The organism is Halanaerobium hydrogeniformans (genome assembly GCF_000166415.1).
GTDB classification, from domain to species: domain Bacteria; phylum Bacillota; class Halanaerobiia; order Halanaerobiales; family Halanaerobiaceae; genus Halanaerobium; species Halanaerobium hydrogeniformans.
Genome location: NC_014654.1, coordinates 1,918,066 through 1,931,824, shown reverse-complemented (window position 1 = coordinate 1,931,824; position 13,759 = coordinate 1,918,066). Strand labels below are relative to the sequence as shown.

Below are 13,759 nucleotides of genomic sequence, written 5' to 3'. Positions count from 1 at the left end.
AGCAAAAAATAATCTATAATATAATTAAGAAATAAATATATTATTTCTGGGGGGATAAAACTGAATATTCTAGTTGTTGCATTTTCAATGGGTCTAGATGCTGCAGGAGTTGCATTAGGTATTGGATGTGGAAGTAAGACTACCCAAAAAGAAAGAATAGCTGTAATATTTTCTTTTGGATTTTTTCAATTTTTGTTTGCCTTAATCGGTGCTTTAGTAGGTCATTATATAGACAGAAATCTTTTTGAAATTTCTAATTACTTCAGTGGAGGTATTCTGTTTTTGCTTGGGATTTATTTAATTTATGAAGGCTGTCAAAATGAAGATGACTGTATGTTTATAAATTTAAATTTAATAACTATTATTATACTCGGGATGAGTGTTAGTATAGATGCTATGGGAGCTGGGTTTTCACTTTTATTTAGGTTAAGTTATACTATGATGATTAGAGACTCAATTATAATTGGTATTGTAGCTTCAATTTTAACTGCTTTTGCTTTTCAAGTAGTTTCCTATATTAAGCATATAGAATTAGTTGAGAAATATGCTAATTATTTAGGTGGAATGATATTGATTACTTTAGGAACAATTATAATATTAGCTTAAAAAAGAGCTTAAACAGATTTAATTCTGTTTAAGCTTTTTTTAATAAAGAAATAACTTCTAAGTGTTTAGTATGGGGAAACATATCAACTGCTTTAAACTTTTGCAATTTATAATTGTGAAGTTTAAATTCTTTAAGGTCTCTGGCTAAAGTCTTGGGATTACAGGATATATATAGAATTTCTTTTGAGTTGGTCTGGGCTATTTTATTCAAAGCCTTAGGATTGATGCCTGGTCTTGGTGGATCAATTATAATTAAATCTGGTTTTTCAGCCAGTACTTCAATTTTTTCTAAAACATCACCCGCTATATAATATGTATTTGATACATTATTTAGATCTGCATTTTCTCTTGCTCGATTTATTGCTTCTTCATCAATATCAATTCCATATATTTTTTTAGCATTGTCTGCAATTGATTGAGAAATAGTACCGGATCCACAATAAAGATCATAAATGGTTTTTGCATCTGGATTTTTTATATATTTTTTTGCCTCTTTATATAAGACTTCAGCTCCCAGTGTATTAGTTTGAAAAAATGATAATGAATCAATTTTAAATTTTTTGTCAAGCAGTTTATCATAAAAATATTTTCTTCCTTGATAAACAATCATTTCTTCACAAACTACCTGATCTGAAAAATTATCATTAATTGTCTGGAGAAAACCAACTAATTCACCTTTTAAATCTAAGTTATTAATTCTTTTAAGTAGGGGAGAGAAATCATGGTTTTGTTGAGATGTTGTAATTAGATTTACTATAACTTCTCCTGTATTAATTCCCTTACGGATTACTAAATTGCGCAAAAAACCTTCTCTTAATTTTACATGATATTTTTTGAAATTGTTTTCTCTACAGTAATCTATAATTATATTTAAAATCTTTCTGAAATCTTGATCAACTAAAATACAGCTGTCAACAGTAACAACATCATATCTTTTGCCTCGAGGGTGCATACCAAGCTGTAATTTACCACCTTTTTTTAGATCTCCAAAACTAAACTCCATGTTATTTCTATATTCAAATATTTTTGGGCTTTCAATTATTTTTTCGAATTTATCTATATCCAATTCTTCTTCTGCAAAAATTTTTAATAGGTTTTCTTGTTTTGCTTTGATCTGTTCATTATAATCAAGATGCTGAATAGAACAGCCACCACAATTTTCATAATGAATACATAATTCATTTTCGTTATATTTCATATTCTACTCCTTTCGCAAAAAAAAGCCTTCAATAACCATAAAAGGCTATTGAAGGCTTTTATTTTAGTTAAAATATAGTTTAAATTAACCAGTTACAGTTTGATATATTGTTAGAGCCATTATTACAAAGATAGCTACTGGAACAACATATTTAATTAATAGTGAGTAAATATTTCCGACTTTAACTTTCATTGAATTTCTATTTGCTTCTTCAACTGCTTTATCAGTACCCCAATAGTGACCAATAAATATTGCTGTTAACATACCACCTGTTGGGAGTAAAATAAAGTTAGCTATCCAATCATAAGTATCAAGTACATCCATTCCTAAAAAGCTGAAGTCGGAAAGTGCACTATAACCTAAGAGTGGTGGAATACCAACTAAGAAGATAATAAAACCAATAATATAGGAAGTTTTCTTGCGTGGATATTCAAACTCATCAACAAGATAAGCAACTACAACCTCTAATAATGAGATAGCAGAAGTTAAAGCTGCAATTGATAAAAGAGCAAAGAATAAAAATCCAAAGAAACCACCTAAAGGCATTTGACTGAAAACTGCGGGTAATGTTATAAAGGTTAAACCAGGGCCAGCTGCTGGATCAAGACCAAAAGCAAAAACAGCAGGGAAAATTGCAAATCCAGATAGAACTGCAATACCTGTATCAAAACCTAAAACATAACCAGCACTATCAGTTATACTTTCATCCTGACTTAGATAACTACCATAGGTAATCATAGCACCCATACCTAAACTAAGGGTGAAGAATGCCTGTGATATGGCATCATTAAAGGTCTGTAATGAAATTTGGCTGAAATCAGGGCTCAAATAAAATTCTAGTCCTGCGCCAGCTCCCTCTAGTGTTAAAGATCTAAAGATCAATACTACCAATAGAACAAATAAAATAGGCATTAATACTTTAACTACTCGCTGAATACCATTTACAACCCCAGCTCCAATTACGGATACTGTTAGAAACATAAAGACAAAGTGCCAGAACAATGGAGAATAGGTACTGCTTATATGGCCGACAAATAAATCAGCAAAATCTGTTCCTGGTGCAAGTCCGGTAACAGACTCTAGCATATAAAATAATCCCCAACCAGCCACCACTGAATAATAACTTAAAATAACAAATCCAGCAATAACTCCTAAAGCACCAACAAGCCACCATGGTGTATCAGGAGCCAATTTTTTAAAAGCACCCACGGGGTTTCTTTCTGTTTTACGACCAATTGTCATTTCAGAAATAAGAACTGGATAACCTATAAAAATAATTGCAACTAGGTAAATAAATAAGAATATTGCTCCTCCATTAGTTCCAGCAACAAATGGGAATCTCCAAATGTTTCCCAATCCAATTGCAGAACCAGAAGCTGCTAAAATAAAACCAAGTTTCGATGTCCAATTTTCTCTTTGCATTTGTACTACCTCCTCGTTTGTTTCAAACTACTCTAAATTATACATATTTTATCATATATTATTAAAATCATCAATTATTTTCATAATAAATGTTATTATAAACTATTTTTATAATTATTAAGCAAAAAATGGATGTTATCAGCTGTTTGCTAGAGCCAAATTAATTGTTCAAAAGTGTTTTAAAATATTTCTTTTATATTATATAATAACTTTAAGTTAAAGGCTTAAATACAATAGTAACAAAGGAGGAATATGCTATGGAAGAAATTTTTAAAAGAAGAAGCATTAGAGAATATCAAGCTAAAAATATTGAAAAAGAAAAAATAGAAAAATTAATTAAAGCTGGAGTTGCTGCTCCTTCAGCCGGCAATCAACAGCCCTGGCATTTTATAGTTGTTCAGAATAGGGAAAGTTTGAATAAAATTGCAGAAATACATCCCCATGCAAAAATGCTCAAAGAGGCTCCCCTTGCTATTGCTGTTTGTGCTGATCTCAGCAATTTAAAGTATGAAGATTACTGGGTGCAGGATTGTGCAGCAGCTACTCAGAATATACTTCTTGAAGCAGAAGCTTTAGATTTAGGAGGAGTTTGGTTGGGTGTTTATCCTGATCAGGAAAAAGAAAATCCTTTGAGAGAATTGTTTGAACTTCCAGAAAATATCAAGCTCCTCTCAATTGTTTCACTTGGTTATCCAGCTGAGGAAAAAAGTCCTTCAGATCGGTACAGCAAAAATATAGTCCATTCCAAAAGCTGGTAATTTTTTTCATTCAGACCGCAGTTAAAGACTACGGTTATTTTTTTGGTTTGCAGATATTAAAAGAAAATTATTGCTGTAGCAATTGGTAAAGGGGGAGTCTGAAAATCTACTATATATAGTTAATATAGCAGCAACAAGGCTCAAGTCACCATAATTAAAATAATTCTTGACATATGCTCAAAATAAAGTTATAATGTAAATAGAACAAAAGAGCATATGTTCAAAAAACTAAGTGAGGTGATTAATTATGCCTAGAGGAGACAGAACAGGTCCAGAAGGTAGAGGTCAAATGACTGGTAGAGGACTTGGCTTTTGTGCTGGTTATGATGAAGCAGGATTTACTGCTGATGCCGTTCCCTGTGGTAGAGGTAGGGCTTTCAGAAATAGAGCTGCCTCTGAGAGACCGAGACGAAAGTTTTCAAGATCTCGTTTAAGAGGAGATTATAGTCCTGAAAATGAATCTGCTTTTAAAAATGAAGAGAATAGTAAAAATGATGAACTCTCACGCCTGGAGGATATAGTAAAAACTCTCAGTAGTGAATTAGATGGATTGAGAAAAGAAATAAAAGAACTGAAAAACAACTAAAGATTTTTAATTCAAAGCTCCCTTTGTTGGGAGCTTTTTTCTTTAAAAAGATATTATAATTCCTTTTGTTAGCAACTTAGAACACCTTATGTTGCTTGTTTTTATAATTATATTATTATATAATATTTATAAATTAGAAGAAAGCTTAAATTTTCAAAATTATTAAAGATAAAGGATGTTGAAAATTGGAGGAAAATATTAATATTAAGATTGAAGAAAAAATAAGAAACATATCTAAATATTTAAATGAATACACCAAAGATCAGCTTAAATGTTATAATTTAACCCTGGGTCGTTTTCATGTGATGAGGGTGATAATAAAATCACAGCCGGTTAGTATGGGGGATATCCATGAAGAATTACACATGGCTAACAGTACTGTTACAGTAATTGTTGACTATTTAAATGAGGCTCAGCTAGTTAAAAGATATAGAGACCCTAAAGATAGAAGGGTTGTTTTACTTGAGTTGACCGATAAAGGTAGAAAAATAATGGAAAGCCTGCTTGAAAAAAGACAGGACTTCATGAAAAAAGCTCTGCTGGATATGCAGGATTGTGCTGAAGATCTTTATTCTAATTTAGAGAGACTGTTAACAAAAATTGAAAAAATGTATCAATAATGGAGTGATTTATTTGAAGAGAAGAACATTAGCAATATTTATTTTTATTTTAATATTATTTTTCAGTTCAAATACTTCTGCGGATATAAATTTAAATTTATCAATTCGCAATCATTTAGTTGTTTTAGAAGATAGGGATGGACAATTTCCTGAAGATCAAAAAGCAAACTATTATCAAGAACTATTTGATTTTTATGAGAACAATGATTATAAGCCAGTCTGGCTTGAAGAAGATGGTTTTTCAATTGAGTTTGAAAAATTGCTAAAGGAAATAGAAGCCAGTTATTATGAAGGTTTAAATCCTGAAGATTATCATTTAGAATTTATTCAAGACTATATTGCTAAGAATGATATTTTTGCTGAGGAAAATACAAATAAAAGAGCTGTCATCGATATATACTTAAGTGACGCTTATTTCAGCCTGGCTACAGATTATTTAAGTGGTAAGCTTGACCCTGAAGTTATTTTAGAAGATGGAGATTTTAGTAGAAATCGAATTGACAATTCAGAAATATTTGAGGGTCTAAAAAGTGAAAATATAACAGTTAATCTACAAAGCAAGTTGCCAGAATCAGATTATTATCAAAGATTAAAGCATAAACTTTATATTTATAGAGATTCTGGAGAGGTTGAACAGTGGCCAGAAGTTGACTCGGGAAGTCTTCTTGCTCAAGGTGCAGAAGGCATTCGTGTATCTCAGCTAAGTGATAATTTGATTAATAGAGGGTATCTTAGTGAAGAAAACATTGATGATAAATATTATTTTGGGTCTCAATTAAATGCTGCTGTTAAAGAATTTCAGTTTAACCATGGCTTGAGTGATGATGGTATAGTAGGACCTCAAACTCTAGAAGCTTTAAATATACCATATGAAAAAAGAATTAAACAAATAATGATTAATATGGAAAGATGGCGCTGGTTACCTAAGGACTTAGGTGAAAGATACATTTATGTTAATATTTCAGATTATAGTTTAAATGTTTATGAAGATAATAATATTATTATGAATATGAAGACAATAGTAGGTAATGAGCAGCGAAGTACTCCAGTTTTTAGTGATGAGATTAGATATTTAGTTTTTAATCCCTACTGGTATGTTCCAAAATCAATAGCTGTAGAAGATATATTACCTTCAGTAAAAAATGATATAGATTATTTAGACGAAAATAATTATAAAATTTTCGCATATAATAATAATAATACTTTAAGGAAGATTGATGCATCTGAAATAGAATGGGAAAACATTGATGAAGACAACTTTAATTTTTTAGTGCGTCAAGAACCAGGTGATGAGAATGCTCTTGGTAGGGTTAAATTTATGTTTCCAAACAGATTTAATGTTTATTTGCATGATACCCCAAGCAAATATCTTTTTGATGAAACCGAAAGAGGGTTTAGTTCTGGTTGTATTAGAATAGAAAAACCTATTGAACTAGCCTTATATTTGCTCAAAGATCAGGAGGAATGGGATAGAGAGACTTTAGAAGAAATAATGAAGGAAGATAACGAAAAAACTATTTATTTAGATGAAACAATTCCTATTTATCTTCAATACAACACTGCCTGGGTAGATAATTTCGGTAATTTAAATTTCCGTAAAGATATATATAATAGAGATAAAATATTAATTGAACATTATTTTGAAAATTAAAAGTGGCGGAGGGATTAAAAATGAGTGTTAATTTCACAAAACTTCGCGAAAAAATGGTTAAGACCCAGATTATAAGAAGAGGAATTAAAGATGGAAAAATAATTGAAGCTTTTAAAAATGTAGCCAGGGAAGAATTTGTAGATAGTAAATATAAAGATGACGCTTATAACGATTCTCCTCTACCAATAGATAAGGGGCAAACTATTAGTCAGCCCTATATTGTAGCCTATATGATCGAAAAACTTAATTTGAGTGAAGAAGATAAAGTGTTAGAAATTGGTACTGGTTCTGGTTATGCGGCCGCAATATTAGCTCAAATAGTTGAAGAGGTTTACACTATAGAAAGATTTGAAATCCTGGCTGAAAAGGCATCTCAAAGATTTAAAAAACTGGGTTATAATAACATAAAAGTTAAAGTAGGAGATGGTACATTAGGATGGGGAGAATATGCTCCCTATGATGGGATTGTAGTATCTGCTGCTGCTCCTCATGTTCCTGAAGAATTAAAAGAGCAGTTAGCTGAAAATGGGAAAATAATTATTCCTGTAGGTGAGAAAACTGGAGTTCAGCAGCTAAAGTTAATCACTAAAAGTAAAGAAAATACTTTTAAAGAGGAAAATTTAGATTATGTAAGATTTGTTCCTTTAACTGGGGAAAATGGCTGGAGCTAATTTTTAGTTTTAGACTTTAAATAAAATATAAAGAGAAGATAGGAGTGTAGTATTAAATGTCAGCAACGTTAGCGTCTTTTTCAATTTATCTAGTATTTTTAATGAGTGTTGGTGTCTTTTTTTACAAAAAAACTAACAGTTTAGAAGATTATTTAATTGGTGGTAGGGCGATGGGGAGTTGGGTTACAGCTCTTTCTGCTCAGGCTAGTGATATGAGTGGTTGGTTATTAATGGGACTGCCTGGAGCAGTATATTTAGGAGGAATTGAGCAGGCCTGGATAGCTATAGGTTTATTCATCGGAACTGTTTTAAACTGGCAGTATGTTGCAGCACGGCTGAGAGTTTATACAGAAAAAACTGACTCTATGACATTACCATCTTTTTTTGAAGATCGTTTTGGTGATAATACAGGGATGCTTAGAATTTTTTCAGCTGTTGTAATATTATTATTTTTTACAATTTACTCAGCTTCAGGACTGGTAGCATCAGGAATATTATTTGAATCATTATTTAATATAGAGTATAATCTGGCTGTTATGTTGGGTGGTTTGGCAATTGTATTATATACTTTTCTCGGAGGTTTTATGGCAGTGTCCTGGACAGATTTTTTTCAGGGGATTTTAATGTTTTTTGCTATTACAATTGTACCTGCTTTTGGTTTTGGTTATATAGGAGGGATGAGTGCTATAACAGAGGCAGCTGTTGAAAATGGGCTTTCTCTTTCACTTTTACCTGAAGGAATCACAATTACTGCAATAATTTCTGCTGCAGCCTGGGGATTAGGATATTTTGGTCAACCACATATTCTGGCCCGTTTTATGGGTATTGATACTATTAAAAAGGTTGCACCAGCTAAAAAAATTGCTGTTATTTGGGTTGCAATTTCCTTAACTGCAGCTGTTTTTGTTGGTATTATAGGGTTACCGATGTTTCCTAACCTTGCTGATAGTGAAACTGTATTTATTCAAATGATTGGGCAACTATTTAATCCCTGGGTTGGAGGAATCTTATTGGCTGCTATTTTATCAGCCATAATGTCAACAATTGATTCTCAACTTTTAGTTTCTTCTTCTACGCTAACAGAAGATTTTTATACAAAAATCATTAGTAGAGAAGCTTCAGAAAAAGAAAAAATGTGGGTAGGTAGAGGATTTGTAATTTTAATAGCAATTATTGCTTTTGTTTTAGCTTTAAATCCAGATAATACTGTTCTGGATTTAGTGGCCTATGCCTGGGCCGGTTTAGGAGCAGCATTTGGACCTACAGTACTTTTTGCTTTATTTTATAAAAAAACTTCCTGGCAGGGAGCATTCGCAGGTATGATTGCTGCTACAATTACGGTTATAGTCTGGCAGGAAACAGGTTTAGGTGCTCATTTATATGAAATAGTACCTGGCTTTTTAATAAATATATTTGTCATTTATCTTTTTAGTAAGATATTTAAACAGAATGATAAAGAAGTTATAAATGAATTTGAAAGAGTAGAAAAAATATATCAAAGAGATATTATTTAAATTATGGAGGTATTTGATGCGTATTTATTCTTGGAATGTTAATGGGATTCGAGCAGTAAATAGAAAAGGATTTTTAGACTGGATTGAAGAAGAAAAGCCTGATGTACTAGCTTTACAGGAAATAAGGATCCAGCCTGAACAGCTAAAAGATAAGCTCAAAAATATAGATGGTTATCATAGTTATTTTAATTATGGAGAAAAAGCTGGATATAGTGGAGTTGCTATTTATAGTAAAGAAGAGCCTCTGGATGTCTGGAAAGGATTTGGAATTGAAAGATTTGATTATGAAGGAAGAGTAATTGCTGCAGAATATCCAGAATTTTATCTACTGAATATATATTTTCCCAATGGTAAAAGCAGTAAAGAAAGGCTAAACTATAAACTTGATTTTTATGATGCAACTTTAGAATATGCCGAAGAATTGAGAGAAGAAGGAAAAGGGGTAGTAGTATCAGGGGATTATAATACTGCTCATCATCCTTTAGATCTAAAAAATCCAGATGCCAATAAAAATACATCCGGTTTTCTGGAGATAGAAAGGGAATGGCTCGATAAACTTGAAAACCATGGGTTTATAGATACATATCGCTATTTTTATCCTGACAAGGAGACCTATTCCTGGTGGAGCTATAGAACCAGAGCCAGAGAAAGAAATGCCGGTTGGAGAATAGATTACCACTTTATATCTGAAGAGTTAGAAGATAACCTAAACCACTCTGATATATTAACAGATGTTATGGGTTCTGATCACTGTCCGGTTACTGTTGATTTAAAATTTTAAATAACAAGAGCCTTCTAAAAAATAAAAACTTTTAGAAGGCTCTTTTTAATTAATTTACTATTTGAGTTCACGGGCCTGTTTTTGATCTAAATATTTAAATGAAATAAATATCCCAAAAAATGCTAAGATTATTGTAGGATAAAAGACAAAACTATAACTGCCAAAAATATCTCTGATGCTTCCGGATACCAGATTTCCTATGATTGCCCCTACACCATAAGCGGTAAATAAATAGCCATAGTTTTTACTATAATGTCTACTACCAAAGAAAATAGCAGTTGAAGCAGGAGCAATAGCCAGCCAGCCTCCTAGGTTAAGCCAGAACAGGGCAAAAGATATCAGATAAATAACAGCATTCCCATTTACATTCAAAAGCATCAAAACAGAAGCAATAATTATTAAGCTAAATGAAAGTATAGCTGTCTTTTGTGGTTTTATTTTATCTGTTAAAGCTCCAAAAATTGGCCTGCCAATTCCATTGAAAATAGCAAAAATAGATACGAAAATTGATGCGGTAGCAGGACTTAAATTAATAAGTTCTTCTGCAACAGGGCTTGAGATACCAATAGCCATAAGACCAACAACAGTTCCGATTGTAAAACAGCCCCAGAGAGCATAAAAACTTTTCTTTTTCATCATTTCTTTAGGTCCAAGTTGTTTTATTAAATTAGAACTATTTCTATTATCCTCTGCTTCTCCCTCTATTTTAGCTGGAAATTTTAGTGGTAAAGCAAGTATTGATATAATCAGTGCAAATGCTATTCCTAAAACTTTAAAAGTTGTAAAAGGGCCAAAGGTGCTTATCAGCCAGTTTGCTATAGGAGCAGTTAAAAAAGGAGAGAAGCCAAACCCTCCCAGAGTTAAACCGACAGCCAGCCCCTTTTTATCTGGAAACCATTTTGCAGCAACTGCCATTGGGGCACCATAAGCTATTCCAACTCCAATCCCACCAAGCACTCCATACGTTAGGGTTAACAAAATAATATTTGCCGTAAAACCCGAAAGAAACCAGGCTACACCGATAAATATTCCACCTAGGATAGTCATTATTTTAGGTCCATATTTATCAATATAATTCCCTGCAAAGGGCATTGTAATTGCATAAAAAACTAGAAAGAACATATAAGGTAAAGAACTCTGGGTAGCTGAAACATTAAAAGCTGTTTCAATTGGTTTTCTAAAAATACTCCAGGAATAAATAGTCCCCATACACATAAAAATAATCAAACCAAGTGGTATATAAATCCAACGGCTTTTTTGTTCTTTAATTACAGATGAGTTATTGTTTTGCATTTTTCCTCCTCTCACAATAGAATTTATTTTAATTGCTCAAAAACTATAATTTTCTCAACTATTAGAGTTATGATATAATATAAACATAATTTTTCATATATTAAAATATTAACATAAGTTTTAAACTTCATCAAGTTAAACCACTGAAATGCAAATAGAATTCTTAATAGCTTTTAAAATAGATAGGGAGTGGAGGTAATTAATTTGCAAAAACTATTAGCAATAGTTAATCCAGTTTCGGCCGGTTCCAAAACTGAAAAAAAATGGCCAAAATACAAAAAAATATTTTTAAATAATAATATTAATTTAGATGAGCAATTTACTACCCATCCAGAACATGCGATAAAAATTGCAGCAGAAGCTGTAAAAAATTCTTATGATTATATTATGGCAGTTGGAGGAGATGGTACTGTTAATGAAATTGTTAACGGAATAATTATGGCTGATGGATTTGATAATATCAAGACTAAATTAATAATTTTTGCTCAAGGTACAGGCTCTGATTTAATTAGAAGTCTTAATATCAGCTCAGAAATAAACGAAGTAATTGAAATAATTAAAAGAAAAGAAGTTAAATATCTTGATCTGGTCAAAGCTGAATATTTAGCCCGTAGTGGTGAAGAAAAAACAAGATATTTTATAAATGTGGGAGATTGTGGACTTGGAGCAGAGGTAGTATACAGAGTTAATAAAAGCAAAAAAATTATTGGCGGAAGTTTTTCTTATTTATTAGCTGTATTTACTACTCTAGTTAAATATAAAAATAAATCAGCCGAACTTAAATTAGATGGTAAAATAGTTTTTTCCGGTAATCTTAGCAATGTAATTATAGCAAATGGTAAATACTTTGGTGGTGGTATAAAAGTTGCTCCCCAGGCTAAATTAGATAATGGCAAATTAAATATAATCTTATTAAAAGATTTTAATAAATTGTCAATAGCTTATAATTTATTCAAAGCCTATGATGGGGAGCATTTAGGTCATCCACTGGTTGAATCTCTAACAGCAGAAAATATAGAGATTTCTGCTGAAGAAAAAATAGCTATTGAAGTTGATGGAGAAACTGTTGGAACTTCTCCAGTTAGATTTTCTGTTTATAAACAGAAAATGCCAATTTTAGTTTAAATTTTTAACCTTTTATAACCGCTAATGGCTCAAACTTGGCAGCAGCTTTAGCAAGATCAGTTTTTTCTAAAGCATCTATTACAGAATTAATATCTTTATAAGCTAGAGGTGATTCGTCTAAAATACTATCTCTTGAACTATGAAAGAGTTTTACAGTTCCCATACTGTTAAAATGATCTTTTTGACTAATATCTTTTTTGGCCTGACTGCGGCTCATTTTTCGACCAGCACCATGAGCTGTAGAATAGTAAGAAAGTTCATTTGCTTTGCTATTTTGTGCTTTGATTAAATAGCTAAAGGTACCCATTGAACCGGGTATTAAAGCTATATCTTCTTTTGCTAATTTACAGGCACCTTTGCGGTGAACTAACACTTCCTCTCCCTGATATAATTCTTTTTTAGCAATGTTATGGGTGATATCATAAAAGAGGTCAAAGCTTTCTTTAGGATAAAATTCTTTAATTATATGACGGAGTTTATGAGCAATTAGATGTCTGTTTGCAAAGGCAAAATTGGCTGCAGCAGCCATGGCTTTTTTGTAATTAATTCCTCCTTCAGAATCAATTTTGAATGAAGCAAGATTCTTGGTCGGGGTTGCTACTCCTGATTTTTTGGCAATATTGCTGTAATGTTTGGCAATTTGGTGACCAAATGCTCTTGAACCTGTGTGAATCATAAATACTAACTGTCCCTCAAATAATCCACAATCTTCGGCATAAACTTCTTTAACTCTCTGTAATTCTAAAAAATGATTACCACTACCAAGGGTTGCAAGTTGGTTGAAAGCTCTTTCAATTGCTTTTTCAGGCACAGCGTCTGCATCTGCTCCTTTTATAAAACCATTATCTTCACAAGAGTCAATATCATTTTTATTTCCGATTCCTTTTTCATTTACAAGATAGGGGACACCATGGGTTACAATTTTTTTAAACTCATTTTTATTAAAATTATTTTCTCTTTCTTCTCCAACCCCGGCTGGTATTTTTATTTGTGTTTTTCTCATTATTTTTTCTAAGTTTTTCTGGATATCAGAAAACTCTAATTGAGTAGTCATTAATCTAACTCCACAATTAATATCAAAACCAACTGCACCTGGTGAAATTATGCCATCATTTAAGCGGGAAACCATTATTCCTCCAATTGGGAGTCCATAACCCTGATGAAGGTCTGGCATTCCAATAACAGCGATGATCCCCGGTATTTTACTTGCATCAAAAAGCTGCTTTAAAGCAGTATCTTCAATCTCATTATAGATTAATTCAGTTGCAAAGAGGCGAACGTCACACTGCATTTCTCCTTCAGCTGGAAAATTATAAAATCTCATTTTGGCCTCCTTAATTATGCTTGCTTACTAAGATTAATAAAGATCTAAAATATTTCTATTTCTAATTTTATAATATGAAATTAGAACTATTATTGCAAGCTTTCTTTACTCTACTTTTCTTGACAATTTTTTAGCTATAGTCTATCATTTAAGTAAGAATTAATACTATATTTGTTTTTAATTTATCAAAAATATTGAAGGAGATGAAAT

12 protein-coding genes and 1 pseudogene are annotated in these 13,759 nt (G+C 31.8%); 9 read left to right on the top strand and 4 right to left on the bottom strand.

The genetic code is table 11. The features are described 5' to 3' along the window. The first annotated feature begins 87 nt into the window (after positions 1-87). A complete protein-coding gene (locus tag HALSA_RS08840; RefSeq protein WP_049773883.1) occupies positions 88-606 on the top strand; it encodes a manganese efflux pump MntP in 519 nt (172 codons plus the stop codon). Between the two features lie 28 nt (positions 607-634). On the opposite strand, the gene rlmD is transcribed toward HALSA_RS08840, so the two are convergent. Continuing rightward, a complete protein-coding gene (rlmD, locus tag HALSA_RS08835; RefSeq protein WP_013406231.1) occupies positions 635-1,804 on the bottom strand; it encodes a 23S rRNA (uracil(1939)-C(5))-methyltransferase RlmD in 1,170 nt (389 codons plus the stop codon). Positions 1,805-1,888: 84 nt separating this feature from the next. Beyond that, positions 1,889-3,226 carry a sodium-dependent transporter gene (locus HALSA_RS08830; RefSeq protein ID WP_013406230.1) on the bottom strand — a complete coding sequence of 446 codons (1,338 nt, stop codon included), beginning with the start codon at positions 3,224-3,226 and terminating at the stop codon, positions 1,889-1,891. A 257-nt stretch (positions 3,227-3,483) separates the two neighbouring features. On the opposite strand from HALSA_RS08830, the gene HALSA_RS08825 reads away from it, so the two are divergent. The 7 genes and pseudogenes from HALSA_RS08825 (at position 3,484) to HALSA_RS08795 (ending at position 9,807) form a co-directional block, all read left to right on the top strand. Continuing rightward, positions 3,484-3,984, top strand: coding sequence for a nitroreductase family protein (locus HALSA_RS08825; RefSeq protein ID WP_013406229.1), 501 nt, complete (start codon positions 3,484-3,486; stop codon positions 3,982-3,984). A gap of 247 nt (positions 3,985-4,231) precedes the next feature. After that, positions 4,232-4,570, top strand: a complete 339-nt coding sequence (locus tag HALSA_RS08820; protein WP_013406228.1) for a DUF5320 domain-containing protein — start codon at positions 4,232-4,234, stop codon at positions 4,568-4,570. Positions 4,571-4,755: 185 nt separating this feature from the next. After that, positions 4,756-5,190: a MarR family winged helix-turn-helix transcriptional regulator gene (locus tag HALSA_RS08815; protein WP_013406227.1), complete on the top strand. Its 435-nt coding sequence runs from the start codon at positions 4,756-4,758 to the stop codon at positions 5,188-5,190. A 4-nt stretch (positions 5,191-5,194) separates the two neighbouring features. Beyond that, complete coding sequence (locus HALSA_RS08810; RefSeq protein ID WP_238524811.1) at positions 5,195-6,841, top strand: L,D-transpeptidase family protein; 1,647 nt, start codon at positions 5,195-5,197, stop codon at positions 6,839-6,841. Between the two features lie 20 nt (positions 6,842-6,861). Further along, a complete protein-coding gene (locus tag HALSA_RS08805) occupies positions 6,862-7,512 on the top strand; it encodes a protein-L-isoaspartate(D-aspartate) O-methyltransferase (protein ID WP_013406225.1) in 651 nt (216 codons plus the stop codon). Between the two features lie 56 nt (positions 7,513-7,568). Next, positions 7,569-8,945 (top strand): annotated as a pseudogene (gene putP / locus HALSA_RS08800) (sodium/proline symporter PutP); the annotation flags it as partial. A gap of 97 nt (positions 8,946-9,042) precedes the next feature. Then, positions 9,043-9,807, top strand: coding sequence for an exodeoxyribonuclease III (locus HALSA_RS08795; protein ID WP_013406223.1), 765 nt, complete (start codon positions 9,043-9,045; stop codon positions 9,805-9,807). Positions 9,808-9,864: 57 nt separating this feature from the next. Here HALSA_RS08795 and HALSA_RS08790 read toward each other — a convergent pair whose 3' ends face one another. Beyond that, positions 9,865-11,100, bottom strand: coding sequence for an L-lactate MFS transporter (locus HALSA_RS08790; RefSeq protein ID WP_013406222.1), 1,236 nt, complete (start codon positions 11,098-11,100; stop codon positions 9,865-9,867). A 204-nt stretch (positions 11,101-11,304) separates the two neighbouring features. Between HALSA_RS08790 and HALSA_RS08785 the strand changes: the two genes are divergently transcribed. After that, positions 11,305-12,225, top strand: a complete 921-nt coding sequence (locus HALSA_RS08785) for a diacylglycerol/lipid kinase family protein (protein ID WP_013406221.1) — start codon at positions 11,305-11,307, stop codon at positions 12,223-12,225. Positions 12,226-12,229: 4 nt separating this feature from the next. Here HALSA_RS08785 and HALSA_RS08780 read toward each other — a convergent pair whose 3' ends face one another. Beyond that, positions 12,230-13,549, bottom strand: a complete 1,320-nt coding sequence (locus HALSA_RS08780; protein ID WP_013406220.1) for an RtcB family protein — start codon at positions 13,547-13,549, stop codon at positions 12,230-12,232. Positions 13,550-13,759: the final 210 nt, after the last annotated feature.